Origin of the sequence: Streptomyces griseoluteus (assembly GCF_004784465.1) — a bacterium.
Taxonomy (GTDB): domain Bacteria; phylum Actinomycetota; class Actinomycetes; order Streptomycetales; family Streptomycetaceae; genus Streptomyces; species Streptomyces griseoluteus.
In genome coordinates this window covers 40,552-56,748 of sequence record NZ_SRRU01000017.1, presented here as the reverse complement: position 1 = coordinate 56,748, position 16,197 = coordinate 40,552, and the positions used below count along the sequence as shown (strand labels likewise).

Annotated in this window: 14 protein-coding genes; 2 read left to right on the top strand and 12 right to left on the bottom strand. The window is 71.3% G+C overall.

What is annotated here, in order from left to right:
• Positions 1-304 precede the first annotated feature (304 nt).
• A complete protein-coding gene (locus tag E5082_RS31300) occupies positions 305-799 on the bottom strand; it encodes an NUDIX domain-containing protein (RefSeq protein WP_135794594.1) in 495 nt (164 codons plus the stop codon).
• Positions 800-919: 120 nt separating this feature from the next.
• On the opposite strand from E5082_RS31300, the gene E5082_RS31295 reads away from it, so the two are divergent.
• Positions 920-2,017 (top strand): glycerate kinase, encoded by a 1,098-nt coding sequence (locus tag E5082_RS31295; protein ID WP_167514196.1) that lies wholly within the window; start codon positions 920-922, stop codon positions 2,015-2,017.
• A 74-nt stretch (positions 2,018-2,091) separates the two neighbouring features.
• Here E5082_RS31295 and pssA read toward each other — a convergent pair whose 3' ends face one another.
• The 9 genes from pssA to E5082_RS31250 form a co-directional block, all read right to left on the bottom strand.
• Entirely contained in the window at positions 2,092-2,910 is an 819-nt protein-coding gene (gene pssA / locus E5082_RS31290) for a CDP-diacylglycerol--serine O-phosphatidyltransferase (protein ID WP_135794593.1), read from the bottom strand.
• Positions 2,911-2,932: 22 nt separating this feature from the next.
• Entirely contained in the window at positions 2,933-3,592 is a 660-nt protein-coding gene (locus E5082_RS31285) for a phosphatidylserine decarboxylase (protein WP_086691036.1), read from the bottom strand.
• 170 nt (positions 3,593-3,762) lie between these two features.
• A complete protein-coding gene (locus E5082_RS31280) occupies positions 3,763-4,968 on the bottom strand; it encodes an acyl-CoA dehydrogenase family protein (RefSeq protein WP_135794592.1) in 1,206 nt (401 codons plus the stop codon).
• Positions 4,969-5,481 (bottom strand): MaoC family dehydratase, encoded by a 513-nt coding sequence (locus tag E5082_RS31275; RefSeq protein WP_086691032.1) that lies wholly within the window; start codon positions 5,479-5,481, stop codon positions 4,969-4,971.
• Between the two features lie 2 nt (positions 5,482-5,483).
• Positions 5,484-6,449, bottom strand: coding sequence for an HpcH/HpaI aldolase/citrate lyase family protein (locus E5082_RS31270; RefSeq protein WP_086691030.1), 966 nt, complete (start codon positions 6,447-6,449; stop codon positions 5,484-5,486).
• Positions 6,446-8,491: a protein meaA gene (locus E5082_RS31265; RefSeq protein ID WP_135794591.1), complete on the bottom strand. Its 2,046-nt coding sequence runs from the start codon at positions 8,489-8,491 to the stop codon at positions 6,446-6,448. Before E5082_RS31265 ends, E5082_RS31270 begins: the two co-directional genes overlap by 4 nt.
• A gap of 10 nt (positions 8,492-8,501) precedes the next feature.
• Positions 8,502-9,842: a crotonyl-CoA carboxylase/reductase gene (ccrA, locus tag E5082_RS31260; protein WP_135794590.1), complete on the bottom strand. Its 1,341-nt coding sequence runs from the start codon at positions 9,840-9,842 to the stop codon at positions 8,502-8,504.
• A gap of 421 nt (positions 9,843-10,263) precedes the next feature.
• Positions 10,264-11,073 (bottom strand): TetR family transcriptional regulator, encoded by an 810-nt coding sequence (locus tag E5082_RS31255; RefSeq protein ID WP_190045287.1) that lies wholly within the window; start codon positions 11,071-11,073, stop codon positions 10,264-10,266.
• A 148-nt stretch (positions 11,074-11,221) separates the two neighbouring features.
• Positions 11,222-13,027 carry a 3-hydroxyacyl-CoA dehydrogenase family protein gene (locus E5082_RS31250; protein ID WP_135794588.1) on the bottom strand — a complete coding sequence of 602 codons (1,806 nt, stop codon included), beginning with the start codon at positions 13,025-13,027 and terminating at the stop codon, positions 11,222-11,224.
• Positions 13,028-13,374: 347 nt separating this feature from the next.
• Between E5082_RS31250 and E5082_RS31245 the strand changes: the two genes are divergently transcribed.
• Complete coding sequence (locus tag E5082_RS31245; RefSeq protein ID WP_135794587.1) at positions 13,375-13,959, top strand: adenylosuccinate lyase; 585 nt, start codon at positions 13,375-13,377, stop codon at positions 13,957-13,959.
• On the opposite strand, the gene E5082_RS31240 is transcribed toward E5082_RS31245, so the two are convergent.
• A complete protein-coding gene (locus tag E5082_RS31240; protein WP_135794586.1) occupies positions 13,941-14,447 on the bottom strand; it encodes a GNAT family N-acetyltransferase in 507 nt (168 codons plus the stop codon). The two genes, E5082_RS31245 and E5082_RS31240, sit on opposite strands and share 19 nt — an antisense overlap.
• A 79-nt stretch (positions 14,448-14,526) precedes the next feature.
• Positions 14,527-16,089, bottom strand: coding sequence for an alpha/beta hydrolase (locus E5082_RS31235; protein WP_135794585.1), 1,563 nt, complete (start codon positions 16,087-16,089; stop codon positions 14,527-14,529).
• Between the last annotated feature and the right edge of the window lie 108 nt (positions 16,090-16,197).

The window sequence follows — 16,197 nt, the reverse complement described above, 5'->3', positions numbered from 1 at the left end:
CGGTCGCCCACCGCACCCCCGCGACCACCCCCAGCACCAGGGCCGGCACCACCCACCCCCACCCCAGCACGCGCCGCACCGACGGCACCACCCACACCGCCGCCGCCACCGCGGCGGCCCCGGGCACTCATCACACACGCGAGCACGATCCCCGCGTACGCGTCGTCGTCCCATGCCCCCGAGGGCCGGACCGTCAGCGCGGTCCAGCAGAAGTAGGCGGAGACGAGGGTCAGCAGGGCCAACGGCACGGCGAACACCGTGGCGAGCCAGCGGTCGTCGTCCCTGGGGCCCGTACCGGTCATCGTCAGACCGCCCGGTGGCCGTTCTCCAGTTCCGCCGGGCCGTTGCTGTCCTCCAGGGCGTCCAGGGCGGCGAGGACGCGGCGGCCCAGGGGCGGGGGGAGGTAGTCGGGGAGGTCGGTGCGGGGGACGAGGCGCCAGGAGAGGAGTTCCTCCTCCTGGAGGCGGATGGCCTTGAGGTCGGCGTCGGTGAGGACGCCGCCGTCGTAGAGGTAGGCGACCAGGGGCATGTGACCGGGGACCGGGACCCAGTCCACGGCCAGCAGGCGGCCCGGCGCTCGGTCCAGGCCGATCTCCTCCAGCGTCTCGCGGCGGGCGCCCAGGCGGGGCGTCTCGCCGTCGTCGGACTCGATGGTGCCGCCCGGCAGGCCCCACCCCGGCCGGTAGTTCGGCTCGACCAGGAAGACCCGGCCCTCCGCGTCCCGGAACAGGGTCGCGGCGGCGGACAGAACGCGGGGCAGGCCCGCGATGTACGTGGCGAAGTCGTCAGAGGTGGTCATCCAGGCAGGGTAACCAGGGGGCGTGGACCACAACCCCTAGGGTGGACGCCGCGCCGACCCGGAGGGGCGGTGGAGCGAGCGGTGAGGGGACGCGGAGTGGTGGACGGTGTGGGCCGCGGGGTGCTCGTCGCCCCGGACAAGTTCAAGGGGTCGCTGACGGCGGCGGAGGTGGCCGCGCATGTGGCGGCCGGGCTGCGCGGCGCCGTGCCGGGCGTCGCGGTCGAGACGCTGCCCGTAGCCGACGGCGGGGACGGCACCGTGGACGCGGCCGTCGCCGCTGGGTTCGAGCGCCGGGAGGTGAAGGTCGCCGGGCCGCTCGGGCATCCGGTGACCGCCGCCTTCGCGGTACGCGGGGACACGGCGGTCGTGGAGATGGCCGAGGCCAGCGGACTCCGCCGCCTCCCGGCCGGGACCCTCGCCCCGCTCACCGCCTCCACCCACGGCTCCGGCGAGCTGCTGCGGGCCGCGCTGGACTCGGGCGCCCGGACCGTCGTCCTCGGCGTCGGCGGCAGCGCCACGACGGACGGGGGCGCCGGGATGCTCACGGCGCTCGGCGCGCGGTTCCTGGACGAGCGGGGGGAGCCGGTCGGGCCGGGCGGCGGCGGACTCGCCGACCTCGCCGAGGCCGACCTGAGCGGCCTGGACCCCCGCCTCGCCTCCGTCGAGCTGATTCTCGCCGGCGACGTGGACAACCCCCTCACCGGCCCGCACGGCGCCGCCGCCGTCTACGGCCCGCAGAAGGGCGCCTCGCCGGCCGACGTGTCCCTCCTCGACGCCGCCCTCGCCCGCTTCGCGGCCCTCCTGGCCCCCGGCCTCGCGGACCGCCCCGGCGCGGGCGCGGCGGGCGGCGTCGGCTACGCGGCCCTCCTCCTCGGCGCCCGCTTCCGCGCCGGGATCGAGGTCATGCTCGACGTCCTGGGCTTCGCCGAAGCCCTGGCCCGCGCCGACGTCGTCATCACCGGCGAGGGCGCCCTGGACGAACAGACCCTGCACGGCAAGGCCCCGGCCGGCGTGGCCGCAGCCGCCCGCGCCGCGGGCAAGGAGGTCCTCGCGGTGTGCGGCCGCCTGAGCCTGCCCCCCGAGACCCTCCGCCGAGCCGGCATCGCGGCGGCCTACCCCCTCACGGCCCTGGAACCCGACCCCGCCACCTGCATGGCCCAGGCGGGCCCGCTGCTGGAACAGGTCGCGTCCCGTATCGCGGAGCAGTACCTGAGGTGACACCGGGGGCAGGGCGAAGCAAAGGAGCCCCGGACCAGTGAAGGTCCGGGGCCCCGAAGCAGAGCGATCGCGCGTTACGGCAGCTGTGCCGCTCGCGCCTCCCGGCGGTTGTCGCGGAAGTTGTTCACCCGGCGGGCCGTGGCGAACAGGGGGATCACCGCGCCCATGACGAGCTGGAGTGCGCAGCCCGTCTGGAGGAGGAGCTGTCCGCCCGGGGCCTCGAAGGCCCAGGCGGCCAGCAGACCCATGGAGAGGACGATCCAGCCGAGCATCGCGCCGGCGAGGCGGCCGCGCGGCTTGGGGTACTCGACCCGGCTCACCATCAGCCAGGCGGTGCCCAGGATGGCCAGCAGAGTCGCCGGGAACGGCAGCTCCAGCAGCACGATGGAGACGACCGTCAGCGCGCCGAACGGCGAGGGCATGCCCTGGAACATGCCGTCCTTCAGCGTCACGCAGGAGAACCGCGCGAGCCTCAGTACGACGGCGAGCAGCACCACGATCGCCCCGAGAGCCGCCACCCGCTGGTGCGCGTCGTCCGCGACCATGCCGTAGACCAGGACGAAGTACGCCGGGGCCAGGCCGAAGCTGATGAGGTCGGAGAGGTTGTCCAGCTCCGCGCCCATCGGGGAGGAGCGCAGCTTGCGCGCCACCAGCCCGTCGAAGAGGTCGAACACCGCCGCGCAGAGCATCAGGATGACCGCCGTGGCCGCGCTGTGGCGGGCCATGCCGGATTCCTGGCTGCCGGTGAGGTGCGGGATCAGGATGCCGGTGGTGGTGAAGTACACCGCCATGAAGCCGCAGGTCGCGTTGCCGAGCGTGAGGGTGTCCGCTATCGACAGGCGCATAGAGAGGGGCATCTCCTCCTCGTCGCCCGCCTCGTCGGCCTCAGGCACCCAGCCCGCCTGTGTCTCTGGATCAATCACGGTCAATGCGAGTCACCCCAGCCACGGTCTTCTGACCGACCTCGACGTCGACCTCCACGCCCTCGGGCAGGTAGAGGTCGACACGCGAGCCGAAGCGGATCAGACCGATGCGGTCACCCTGCTCGACCTTCGTGCCCTCAGGGATGTACGGCACGATGCGGCGGGCCACAGCGCCCGCGATCTGGATCATCTCGATGTCGCCGAGTTCGGTGTCGAAATGCCAGACTACGCGCTCGTTGTTCTCGCTCTCCTTGTTGAAAGCCGGAACAAAGCCGCCGGGGATGTGCTCGACCGACGTCACGGTGCCCGCCAGCGGCGCCCGGTTGACGTGGACGTTGAGCGGGCTCATGAAGATGGCTACGCGGGTGCGGCCGTCCTTCCAGGGCATGATGCTCTGCACCACACCGTCGGCGGGCGAGATGACGCGGCCCGCGGTGATCTCGCGCTCCGGGTCGCGGAAGAACCACAGCATGCCCGCCGCGAGAGCGGTGGCGGGCACGGCGACGGCCTTGGCGACGCCCGAGCGGCGGGCCCGTGCCAGGCTGAGGGCCGCGGTGGCGACGGTCGGGAGGAGCCACGGCGATGCTCCGCGCGCGAGGCGTACGCCGCCGGCTCGGCTGTCGCTGGGTGCAGAGGTTTGGCTGTGGGGCATGGATGACCTTCGTAGCGGATGATGCCGCGCAATGACGGGGGACGGCGGCTTTCCGGGGATCGTACCGGGCGCGGGCCGCAACTGGGCAAGCCAGGAAGCCGAGTCGGCGGCCGAAGACCGTCGACGGGGTGTGATCTTCTTCTCGGCGATAACACCCCGTCTCCGGACAATCAGCCCTGGAACCGATACTCTTCGAGCAGGCGGCGACCGATGATCATTTTCTGGATCTCGGCGGTACCCTCGCCGATCAGCAGCATCGGCGCCTCGCGGTACAGGCGCTCGATCTCGTACTCCTTGGAGAAGCCGTAGCCGCCGTGGATGCGGAAGGCGTCCTCGACGACCTCCTTGCAGTACTCGGAGGCCAGGTACTTGGCCATTCCGGCCTCCAGGTCGTTTCGCTCCCCGGAGTCCTTTTTGCGCGCGGCGTTCACCATCATCGCATGGGCGGCCTCGACCTTGGTGGCCATCTCGGCCAGCTTGAACTGAATGGCCTGGTGCTGGGCGATCTGCTTGCCGAAGGTCTGCCGCTGCTGGGCGTACTGAACGCCCAGCTCGAAGGCGCGCTGGGCGACACCGCAGCCCCGCGCCGCGACGTTGACGCGGCCGACCTCGACGCCGTCCATCATCTGGTAAAAACCCCGGCCCGTGACGCCGCCGAGGACCCGGTCGGCCGGAACGCGCAGGCCGTCCATGATCAGCTCGGTGGTGTCGACGCCCTTGTACCCCATCTTGTCGATCTTGCCGGGGATGGTGAGACCGGGGCGGACCTCGCCGAAGCCGGGCTCCTTCTCCACCAGGAAGGTCGTCATGGACTTGTGGGGCGCGGTGCCGTCGGGGTGTCCTTCGTCACTCCGGACCAGAACGGCCACCAACGAGGACGTTCCGCCGTTCGTCAGCCACATCTTCTGGCCGTTGAGGACGTACTCCTCGCCGTCCTTCACCGCCTTGGACGTGATGGCCGACACGTCCGAGCCGAGCGCCGGCTCCGACATCGAGAACGCGCCCCGGATGTCGCCCGCCGCCATACGCGGCAGGAAGTGATCCTTCTGCTCCTGCGTGCCGTGCTGCTTGAGCATGTACGCCACGATGAAGTGCGTGTTGATGATCCCGGAGACCGACATCCAGCCGCGGGCGATCTCCTCCACGCACAGCGCGTAGGTGAGCAGCGACTCGCCCAGGCCCCCGTACTCCTCGGGGATCATCAGGCCGAACAGGCCGAGTTCCTTCAACCCGTCGACGATTTGCTGCGGGTACTCGTCGCGGTGCTCCAGCTCGGTGGCGACCGGGATGATCTCCTTGTCCACGAAGTCGCGGACGGTGGAGAGGATCTCCTGCTGGATGTCCGTCAGACCGGCGGTCTGGGCGAGGCGCGCCATCTACTTCACCTGCTCCTTGAGCTCGGGGCGGCCGGGCTGCTCGCCGCCGCGCTCCTTGATGTACGTCTCGGTCGGCACCATGACCTTGCGGCGGAAGACGCACACCAGGGTGCCGTCCTGCTTGTAGCCCTTGGTCTCGACGTGCACGATCCCGCGGTCGTTCTTCGACTTCGACGGCCACTTGTCGAGCACGGTCGTCTCGCCGTAGATGGTGTCGCCGTGGAAGGTCGGCGCCACGTGCCGCAGCGACTCGATCTCCAGGTTGGCGATCGCCTTGCCGGACACGTCCGGCACCGACATGCCGAGCAGCAGCGAGTAGATGTAGTTGCCGACCACCACGTTCTTGCCGAAGTCCGTGGTGCTCTCGGCGTAGTTGGCGTCCATGTGGAGCGGGTGGTGGTTCATGGTGAGGAGGCAGAAGAGGTGGTCGTCGTACTCGGTGACCGTCTTGCCGGGCCAGTGCTTGTAGACGGCCCCGACCTCGAACTCCTCGTAGGTGCGCCCGAACTGCATGCTCACGCCTCCGGAATCTCGAACTTGGACGTCCGCCGCATCCCGGCCGCGCGGCCCTTGCCCGCGATGACCAGGGCCATCTTGCGGCTGGCCTCGTCGATCATCTCGTCGCCGAGCATCGCCGAACCCTTCTTGCCGCCCGCCTCGGAGGTGCAGTACTCGTAGGCGTCCAGGATCAGCTCGGCGTGGTCGTAGTCCTCCTGCGAGGGGGAGAAGACCTCGTTGGCGGCGTCCACCTGGCCGGGGTGCAGCACCCACTTGCCGTCGAAGCCGAGGGCGGCGGCACGGCCGGCGACCTCGCGGAAGCCGTCCACGTTGCGGATCTGGAGGTAGGGGCCGTCGATCGCCTGGAGGTCGTTGGCGCGGGCGGCCATCAGGATCTTCATGAGGATGTAGTGGTAGGCGTCCGCCGGGTAACCGGGCGGCTGCTCGCCCACCACGAGCGACTTCATGTTGATCGACGCCATGAAGTCGGCCGGACCGAAGATGATCGTCTCGATACGCGGACTGGCAGCCGCGATCTCGTTGACGTTGTTGAGACCCTGGGCGTTCTCGATCTGGGCCTCGATGCCGATGCGGCCGACCTCGAAGCCCATCGTCTTCTCGATCTGCGTCAGCAGCAGGTCCAGGGCGACCACCTGCTGGGCGTTCTGCACCTTGGGCAGCATGATGCAGTCGAGGTTGGGGCCGGCGCCCTCGACGACCGTCACGACATCGCGGTACGTCCACTCGGTCGTCCAGTCGTTGACCCGTACGACCCGCGTCTTGCCCGTCCAGTCGCCCTCATTGAGGAACTTGACGATGGTGTGCCGCGCCTCCGGCTTGGCGAGCGGCGCGCACGCGTCCTCCAGGTCCAGGAAGACCTGGTCGGCCGGGAGACCCTGCGCCTTCTCCAGGAACCGCGGATTGCTGCCCGGCACCGCCAGACAGGAGCGGCGCGGACGCAGGCGGTTGACAGGGGTCGTCATGCGGGGACCTCCAGGGGGTCGAGCTTGTTCGCTGTCCGGATCTCGTCGACGATACGGCCGATGATTCCGGTGATGTCGAAGTCCTTCGGGGTGAACACGGCGGCCACGCCGGCCGATTTCAGCAGTTCGGCGTCGGCATTGGGGATGATCCCGCCCGCGATCACCGGGATGTCGTGCGCCCCGGCCTCGCGCAGCCGGTCCAGCACGTCCGGCACCAACTGGGCGTGCGAGCCGGACAGGATGGACAGGCCGACCGCGTGCACGTCCTCCGCGAGGGCGGCGTCCACTATCTGCTCCGGGGTCAGCCGGATGCCCTGGTAGACCACCTCGAACCCGGCGTCACGGGCGCGTACGGCGATCTGCTCGGCGCCGTTGGAGTGCCCGTCCAGGCCCGGCTTGCCCACCAGGAAGCGCAGCTTGCCCACGCCCAGGTCGCGCGCGGTGGCGTCCACCCGCGCCCGCACCCCGGCCATCGCGGACCCGGCCTCGGCGGGGACCGCCACCGGCGCGGAGGAGACGCCGGTCGGCGCCCGGTACTCGCCGAACACCTCGCGCAGCGCCCCCGCCCACTCGCCGGTCGTGACACCGGCGCGGGCGCACTCCAGGGTGGCCTCCATGAGGTTGTCGGTGCCCTTGGCGGCCTCCTTCAGCTTCTCCAGCGCCTTGCACGGGCGCGGGTGGTTGAAGGGCGGCTGGTAGCGGGTGTCCCGCCAGGTGCCCAGCGCCTCGATCACCCGGTTCTCCACGGCCGGGTCGACCGTCTGGATCGCGGTGTCCAGGTCGGCGGTGAGCGGGTTGGGCTCGGTCGTCTCGAAGATGTTGACGCCGATGATCTTCTCCTCGCCCGACTCGATCCGCGCCCGCCGCTCGGCGTGCGAGGCCACCAGCTGGGCCTTGAGGTAGCCGGACTCCACGGCGGCCATCGCGCCGCCCATCTCCTCGATCCGGGCCATCTCCGCGAAGGACTCGTCCACCAGGGCGGACACCTTCTCCTCGATGACGTGCGAGCCGGCGAAGATGTCCTCGTACTCCAGCAGGTCGCTCTCGTGCGCCAGCACCTGCTGGATGCGCAGCGACCACTGCTGGTCCCAGGGCCGGGGCAGGCCCAGCGCCTCGTTCCAGGCGGGGAGCTGCACCGCACGCGCGCGGGCGTCCTTCGACAGCGTCACGGCCAGCATCTCCAGCACGATGCGCTGGACGTTGTTCTCCGGCTGCGCCTCGGTCAGGCCGAGCGAGTTGACCTGGACGCCGTAGCGGAACCGGCGCTGCTTGGGGTTCTCGATGCCGTACCGCTCGCGGGTGACCTGGTCCCAGATGCGGCCGAAGGCGCGCATCTTGCACATCTCCTCGACGAAGCGGACGCCCGCGTTGACGAAGAAGGAGATCCGGGCCACGACGTCGCCCATGCGCTCCTCGGGCACCTGGCCCGAGTCGCGCACCGCGTCCAGCACCGCGATGGCGGTGGACATGGCGTAGGCGATCTCCTGGACCGGCGTGGCGCCGGCCTCCTGGAGGTGGTAGCTGCAGATGTTGATCGGGTTCCACTTGGGGATGTGGGACACCGTGTACGCGATCATGTCGGTCGTCAGCCGGAGCGAGGGTCCCGGCGGGAAGACGTGCGTCCCGCGCGAGAGGTACTCCTTGACGATGTCGTTCTGGGTCGTGCCCTGGAGCCGGGTGATGTCGACACCCTGCTCCTCGGCGACGACCTGATAGAGCGCCAGCAGCCACATGGCGGTGGCGTTGATCGTCATCGAGGTGTTCATCTGGTCCAGGGGGATGTCCTGGAACAGCCTGCGCATGTCACCCAGATGCGAGACGGGCACGCCGACCCGGCCGACCTCGCCGCGGGCGAGGATGTGGTCGGCGTCGTAGCCGGTCTGGGTGGGCAGGTCGAACGCCACCGACAGACCGGTCTGGCCCTTGGCGAGGTTGCGCCGGTACAGCTCGTTGGACGCCTCCGCCGTCGAGTGCCCGGCGTAGGTCCGCATGAGCCACGGACGGTCCTTCTGACGCGCCTGCGGCGCCTGACGCTCTGTCACGGGTCGCTCCTCAGACGTTGCGGAAGCGGTTGATCGCGTCGATGTGCTCGGCGCGCAGCTCGGTGTCGCGGACGCCGAGACCCTCCTCGGGGGCCAGGCACAGCACGCCGACCTTGCCCTGGTGGAGGTTGCGGTGCACGTCGTACGCGGCCTGGCCGGTGTCCTCCAGGGAGTACACCTTGGACAGCGTCGGGTGGATCTTGCCCTTGGCGATCAGGCGGTTGGCCTCCCACGCCTCGCGGTAGTTGGCGAAGTGGGAGCCGATGATGCGCTTGAGCGACATCCACAGGTAGCGGTTGTCGTACTCGTGCATGTAGCCCGAGGTCGAGGCGCAGGTGGTGATGGTGCCGCCCTTGCGGGTGACGAAGACGCTGGCGCCGAAGGTCTCGCGGCCGGGGTGCTCGAAGACGATGTCGATGTCCTCGCCGCCGGTCAGCTCGCGGATGCGCTTGCCGAAGCGCTTCCACTCCTTGGGGTCCTGGGTCCGCTCGTCCTTCCAGAACTTGTAGCCCTCGGCGTTGCGGTCGATGATCGCCTCGGCGCCCATCGAGCGGCAGATGTCGGCCTTCTGGTCGCTGGAGACGACACAGATCGGGTTGGCGCCGCCGGCGAGGGCGAACTGGGTGGCGTACGAGCCGAGCCCGCCGCTCGCGCCCCAGATCAGCACGTTGTCGCCCTGCTTCATCCCGGCGCCGTTGCGGGAGACGAGCTGGCGGTAGGCGGTGGAGTTGACCAGACCGGGGGCGGCGGCCTCCTCCCAGCTCAGGTGGCCGGGCTTCGGCATGAGCTGGTTGGACTTGACGAGGGCGATCTCCGCGAGCCCGCCGAAGTTGGTCTCGAAGCCCCAGATGCGCTGCTCGGGGTCGAGCATCGTGTCGTTGTGGCCGTCGGAGGACTCCATCTCGACGGAGAGACAGTGCGCGACGACCTCGTCACCGGGCTTCCAGGCGTTCACACCGGGGCCGGTGCGCAGGACGACGCCCGCGAGGTCGGAGCCGATGATGTGGTACGGCAGGTCGTGCCGCTTGGCCAGCTCGTTGGTGCGCCCGTAGCGCTCCAGGAACCCGAAGGTGGACAACGGCTCGAAGATCGAGGTCCACACCGAGTTGTAGTTCACCGAGGAGGCCATGACGGCCACCAGGGCCTCGCCCGGGCCCAGCTCGGGCAGCGGCACCTCGTCGAGGTGGGTGGACTTTCGGGGGTCCTTGTCGCGGGTCTCAAGACCCGCGAACATCTCCGTCTCGTCCTTGTGCACGGTGATCGCGCGGTACGACTCGGGCAGCGGGATGGCGGCGAAGTCGGCGGACGTGGCGTCCGACTGGATCGCGGCGAGGATGTCCTTCACGGTCACGGTATTGCCTCCGGCGGTGAGCGCCCTTGAGGGAGGGGCGCTGGGGTTTCGTCGGTGCGGGAAGTGCGCTCGGGGGTGCGAGGGGTGTGCCGTCGGTTGTCGGCGGGTGCTTCGGCGGCGCTTTGTGGCGCGGGAGGTTGCCTGTGACGCAGGCGTCCGGACGCGCGAGCCGGGTGGCTTGCGGGGACAGCCGACGCGCGGGATTTCGCTACGCGCCGGCCGTCCGGACACTCTCAACGTATGACACCGCGTGTCAGGCGGCAAGGCACTGAGTGCCAGAACTTCCTCTCACATGAAATCTTTACGTAACAAATGAGCGATGATCGATCGAACGGGCCCCGGAAGGTGCCAGATAACGGGCCCGGACATGGCAAAACGGCCACCCCGAAGGGTGGCCGTCGTCACAGCGGGAAAGGCGCGCTCAGCGCTCCTTGAGTGCCTGCTCGATGGTCCGCATGACCTCGTCGAGCGGGGCGTCGGTGCGGGCGACCGTCACCAGCACCTCACCCTGCGCGGAGACCGTCGCCGGAGCGGCCGTGGCGGCCGTGCTCCGGCCGGCGCCGATACCGCTGCCGAAGGTCCGGCGCACGATGGCGAAGGCGTGGTCGAGCTGCGCCTCCACGTCGCCCTGGCCGTCCGCCCGCAGCCAGCGCCGCAGCACATGGTTGTGGGCGGTGACCACGGCGGACGCGGCGACCTCGGCCAGCAGCGGATCGTCGTTGGCGTCGTCGGCGTGCGCCCGCTCGTCGAAGTGGCCCAGCAGATAGCGGGTGAACAGCCGCTCGTAGCGGGCCACCGAGGCGATCTCCGCCTCGCGCAGCGTCGGCACCTCGCGGGTCAGCCGGTAGCGGGCCACCGAGATCTCCGGCTGGGCCGCGTACATCCGCATGACCTCCTTGATCCCGCGGCACACGGTGTCGAGCGGGTGCTCGTGCGCCGGGGCCGCGTTGAGCACCGCCTCGGCCCGGATCAGGGTGTCGTCGTGGTCGGGGAAGATCGCCTCTTCCTTGGAACGGAAGTGGCGGAAGAACGTGCGCCGGGCGACCCCGGCCGCCGCCGCGATCTCGTCCACCGTGGTCGCCTCGTACCCCTTGGACGCGAAGAGCTCCATCGCGGCCGCCGCCAGTTCCCGGCGCATCTTCAGCCGCTGGGCGGCGGCGCGGCCGCCCGCGGCGCTCTCCGGGGCGTCGGAGGCGGCGGATGTACGTGAGGACCTGACGGGCTGGGACATGACCCGAACGTACTGCATGGACGCCGTGCCACGCGCGGGTGCCGGGAGGCCCTCGTCCCCGGAGCGGGTGGGAGCCCGGCCGGGCGGGGTGAGGCCGCCCGGTTCGAGCAGCCCGCCCCACTCCGGCCCGTCCCGGAGACCGCCGCCGTCAGCGGCGGGCATACTCGCGGAAGCCCCGGCCGGTCTTGCGGCCCAGGCAGCCCGCCGCCACCAGGTGCTCCAGCAGCGGCGCCGGGGCGAGACCCGGGTCGCGGAACTCGCGGTGCAGCACCTTCTCGATGGCCAGCGAGACATCGAGACCGACCACGTCCAGCAGTTCGAACGGGCCCATCGGGTAGCCGCCGCCCAGCCGCATCGCCGCGTCGATGTCGTCCAGGGTCGCGTAGTGCTCCTCGACCATCTTGATCGCGTTGTTCAGGTACGGGAACAGCAGCGCGTTCACGATGAAGCCGGCGCGGTCACCGCAGTCCACCGGGTGCTTGCCCAGCTTGGCGCAGACCTCGCGGACGGTGGCATGGGTGTCGTCGGCGGTGAGGACCGTGCGGACCACCTCCACCAGCTTCATCGCCGGGGCCGGGTTGAAGAAGTGCATGCCGATGACGTCCTGCGGGCGCGAGGTGGCGCGGGCGCAGGCGACGACGGGCAGCGAGGAGGTGGTGGTGGCCAGGACCGCGCCCGGCTTGCAGACCTTGTCCAGCGCCTGGAAGAGCTGCCGCTTGACGTCCAGGTCCTCCGCGACCGCCTCCACGGCCAGGTCGACGTCCGCGAACGCCTCGTAGCCGCCGGCCGGGGTGATCCGCTCCAGCATCCCGGCCGCCGACTCGGCGGTCAGGCGGCCCTTGGCGACCGAGCGGTCCAGCGACTTGCCGACGCGCGCCTTGGCGGCCTGTGCCTTCTCCTCGCTGCGGGCGGCCAGGATCACCTCGAACCCGGCCTTGGCGAACACCTCCGCGATGCCCGACGCCATCGTGCCGGACCCGGCCACGCCCACCGAGCGCACAGTACGGCCCGTCGTCGCGGCGCTGCCGGGCGCCGGGGTGAGGGCGTCCGGGACGGTCTCGGCGCTGCCCGGAGCCGCGTAGGTGTAGAAGCCGCGGCCCGCCTTGCGGCCGGTCAGGCCCGCCTGGCTGAGCTGCTTCAGGATCGGCGCCGGGGCGTGCAGCCGGTCGCGGGACTCGGCGTACATCGCCTCCAGGACCCGGCGGGCGGTGTCCACGCCGATCAGGTCCAGCAGGGCGAGCGGGCCCATCGGCAGACCGCAGCCCAGCCGCATCGCGGCGTCGATGTCCTCGCGGGAGGCGTAGCGCGCCTCGTACATCGCGGCGGCCTGGTTCAGATAGCCGAACAGCAGGCCGTCCGCGACGAATCCGGGGCGGTCACCCACCGCGACCGGCTCCTTGCCCAGCTCGACCGCGAGGTCGGTGACGGCGGTGACCGCGTGGGGTGCGGTCAGCACCGAGGAGACGACCTCCACCAGCTTCATCGCCTGCACCGGGTTGAAGAAGTGCAGGCCGAGGACGCGCTCGGGGCGCTCCGAGCCGGCGGCGAGCCGGGTGACGGAGAGCGCGTTGGTGCCGGTGGCCAGGATGGCCTCCGGCCGCACCACGCGGTCCAGTTCGGCGAGGATCTGCTGCTTGATCTCGTACGATTCCGGGGCCACCTCGATCACGAGGTCGGCGTCGGCGGCCGCGGAGAGGTCGGTCGAGGTGGTGACCCGGTCCAGCAGGGCGGCGCGCTCGGGCTCGGTGAGCCGGCCGCGCTCGACGGCGCGGGCGGTGGAGCGCTCCAGCGCCTGGACGCAGGTGGCGGCCTGGGCCGCGTCGATGTCGATGCCGACCACGGTGCGGCCGGCCCGCGCCAGGACCTCGGTGAGACCGGTGCCCATGGTGCCGAGACCGACCACGGCGATCGTCCGCAGCGGGGAGGGAGGGGTGTGGGACAGGGGAGTGGCCATCGCGGAACTCCAGGAAGAGTGGTGACGACGAGGAACGCGCCGCACGCGTGAGGACGCGTGCCGAAGCGCGGGGATGCGGGTGTTGCCGGGCTGCGAAGCGCACACGCCCGGTGCCGTCGTGCCGGGCGCGCACACGCCCATGACGGTCCAACTTGCCGACCGGCCCTGTCCCGGAGCCGGGTCGTGCTCTCGACGGTTGCGTCACCAGACCGTCGCCAGCCGAAGCGCGAGTGGGTAACTCGCTCGTCTGAGCTTAACCAGTGAGTAACGAGCGCGCCAGTGGCGGGCGCCAACTCGGCTTTGTGATGTACCTCCCTTCACCGTCATCACGCGCCTACGCTGGGTGCGTGGACGAAGGGTTGCGAGTTCTCACCGAACGCCTACGGCGTGAGTCGCGGGGTGGGGCCGCCTACGAGAGGCTGGTGGGCACCGGGGACCGGGACGAGCTGGCCGGTGTTCTCACCGCGCCCGGACAGCCCTTGTGGGCCCGCGAGTTGGCCGCCTACCGGCTCGGAGTCGCCGGGGACCGGCGGGCGTTCGAGTCCCTGGTGCTGCTCCTCAACCACCGCGACCCGCCCCGGTGCGCCGCCGCCGCCGACGCGCTGGCCGTGCTCGGGGACCCGCGTACCGCGCGGGCGGCCGCCGCGCTCGCCACCAATGAACTCCGCGTCGCCTATGCCCTGCAACCGGTGCGCCTGCTCGTCCGGTTGCGGGCCCCCGAGTCGGTCCCCGCGCTCATCACCACCCTCGAACGCCGTCTCCGCCCCCACGACCCCTACCGCCGGGTCGCCCTCGCCTGTGTGGAGGGCCTCGGCACCCTGGCCGACCCGCGAGCGAAGCGGGTACTGACCGAGGCGCTCGCCCACCCGGCCCTGGCGGAGGCCGCCGTGACCGCCCTGGGGCGCATCCCGCGTCAGCAGCAGCGGAGTTGACACCGGACGTACCGCACCTCCGGCACCGACATGCCGTCCTCGGCGCCGTCCGGACGAAAGCCCGCCCGCTCGTAGAAGCGGGGGGCGCGGGTGTCGCGCAGGACCCAGAGCAGCATGCGCGGGTGGGCGGTGCTGCGGGCCAGGGCTTCGGCGAGGAGGGCGCGGCCGACGCCGGTTCCGAGGTGCGCGGGGTCGGCGTAGAGCGCGTACAACTCGGCGTCCCGGGTGAGGGTCCGGCCGTCCCGGTACGGTCCCGTCGAGGCCCAGCCGACGACCTGGCCCGCGCGTTCGGCGACCAGATGGGTCGTGGGGTCGTCCGGGCGCGTGAAGTGGGCCCGGCGGCTCTCGGCGTCCGCCTCGACGCTCAGCCCGTCGAGGTCCGCCTGCGGCATGAGCCCCCGGTAGGCGTGCCGCCGGCCGGTCACGCGGATCTCCGCCACGCGCTCGCAGTCGGCGAGGGCCATCGGGCGGATGGTGAGGGTGTCCATGGCGGGGAGCGTAGAGAGCGGCAGCGGTCGCGCGGCCGGATTTTCCGGTGCCCGCCGGAGTGGCGGGCACCGGTGGGAGTCAGTGGCGGAAGCCCAGGAGGCCGTGGAGGGTCGAGCCCTTCGAGGCGGCGGGAGCCGTCTTGGCGTCCAGGGGTTTCGGGGCGGGGGACTTGTCGCAGACCGCGTCCACCGCGCCGCGGCCGCGCGGGACCGTGCCGTCGGTGAGGTAGGCGGTGAGGTGGTCGTCGAGGCAGGAGTTGCCGGTCAGGGTGATGCCGTGGTTGCCGCCGCCCTGTTCGACGATCAGGCTGGAGCGGGCCAGGAGGCGGTGGGTGATGAGGCCGCCCGAGTACGGGGTGGCCGCGTCGTCCGTCGCCTGGAAGAGCAGGGCCGCGGGGAGCTTGCCGTTGGCGATGTCGACCGGTTCGCGCGGGGGCGTGGGCCAGAACGCGCACGGCGCGTTGTACCAGGCGTTGTTCCAGGTCATGAAGGGCGACTTGCGGTGGGCCGCCCAGGTGTCCCGCGACCAGCGGCGCCAGTCGCGCGGCCAGGGCGCGTCCCGGCACTGGACGGCCGTGTAGACGCTGTAGTTGTTGTTCCCGCCCGCGTCGACGGCGGCGAAGTTCTCGTACGCCTGCTCCAGCGGTCCGGTGTCCTTGTCGTGGACCCAGGACGCCAGCGCCTCGGCGAGGTAGGGCCAGTAGCCGTCGTAGTACCCGCCCGGCATATAGGTGTCCTCCAGCTCGGCGGCGCCCACCTTCCCGTCCGCCGGGTCCTTCGCCAGCGCGGCCCGCATCGCGTACCAGTCGGCCTCGATCCGCGCGGGGTCGGTGCCCAGGCCGTACGCCTCGTCGTGCGCGGCGATCCACGCCATCAGGGCCTTGTGGCGGGCGTCGAAGGCGTCGTCCTGGGTGAGGTTGTCCTCGTACCAGACGCCGGTCGGATTCACGATCGAGTCCAGCACCAGACGGTGCACCCGCGTCGGGAAGAGCTTGGCGTAGACCGCGCCCAGGTAGGTGCCGTAGGAGTAGCCGAGATAGCTGAGGCGGCCGGCGCCCAGGGCCGCGCGGACCGAGTCCAGGTCACGGGCGGCCGAGACGGTGTCGATGTACGGCAGCACGTCCGCGTGGGCCCTGCCGCAGGCGGCGGCGAAGGACCGCACGCGGTCCAGGTTCCGCCGCTCCAGCTCCGGTGTGGCCGGGACGGTGTCCGGGCGTACCGGCGTGAAGTGGTCCGGGGCGCAGTTCAGCGCCGGGGCGCTTCTGCCGACGCCGCGCGGGTCGAAGCCGATGACGTCGTACCGCGCGGCCACCTTCGCGGGCAGCGCGGAGGCGATGTACCCGGCGAGGGTGAGCCCGCTGCCACCGGGGCCGCCGGGGTTGACCAGGAGCGGGCCCTGGGAGGTCTTCGCGGTGTGCGGGACGCGGGACAGGGCGAGCGAGATCTGCCGCCCGGTGGGCCGGGCGTGGTCCAGTGGAACCTCCAGGGAGGCGCACTGGAGGGTCGGGTAGGCGCGGGTGCCGCAGTCCTTCCAGGTCAGGCCCGGCGTGGCCGGGGCGGGGGCGGCCTGGACGGGCAGGGCGGTGGCCGATGCAGCCAGCAGGACGGCCGTCGCGCCCAGTACGGCTGCGCGTGTTCTCATGCGTGGCAACTCCACGGGACGGAGGATGGCGCGGACCGCGGGGGATGCGGTCCTCGCGGCATCGTCCCTGCGATCCCCGTCCCCTTCGGCCCGTCCGCCCCGTACTTG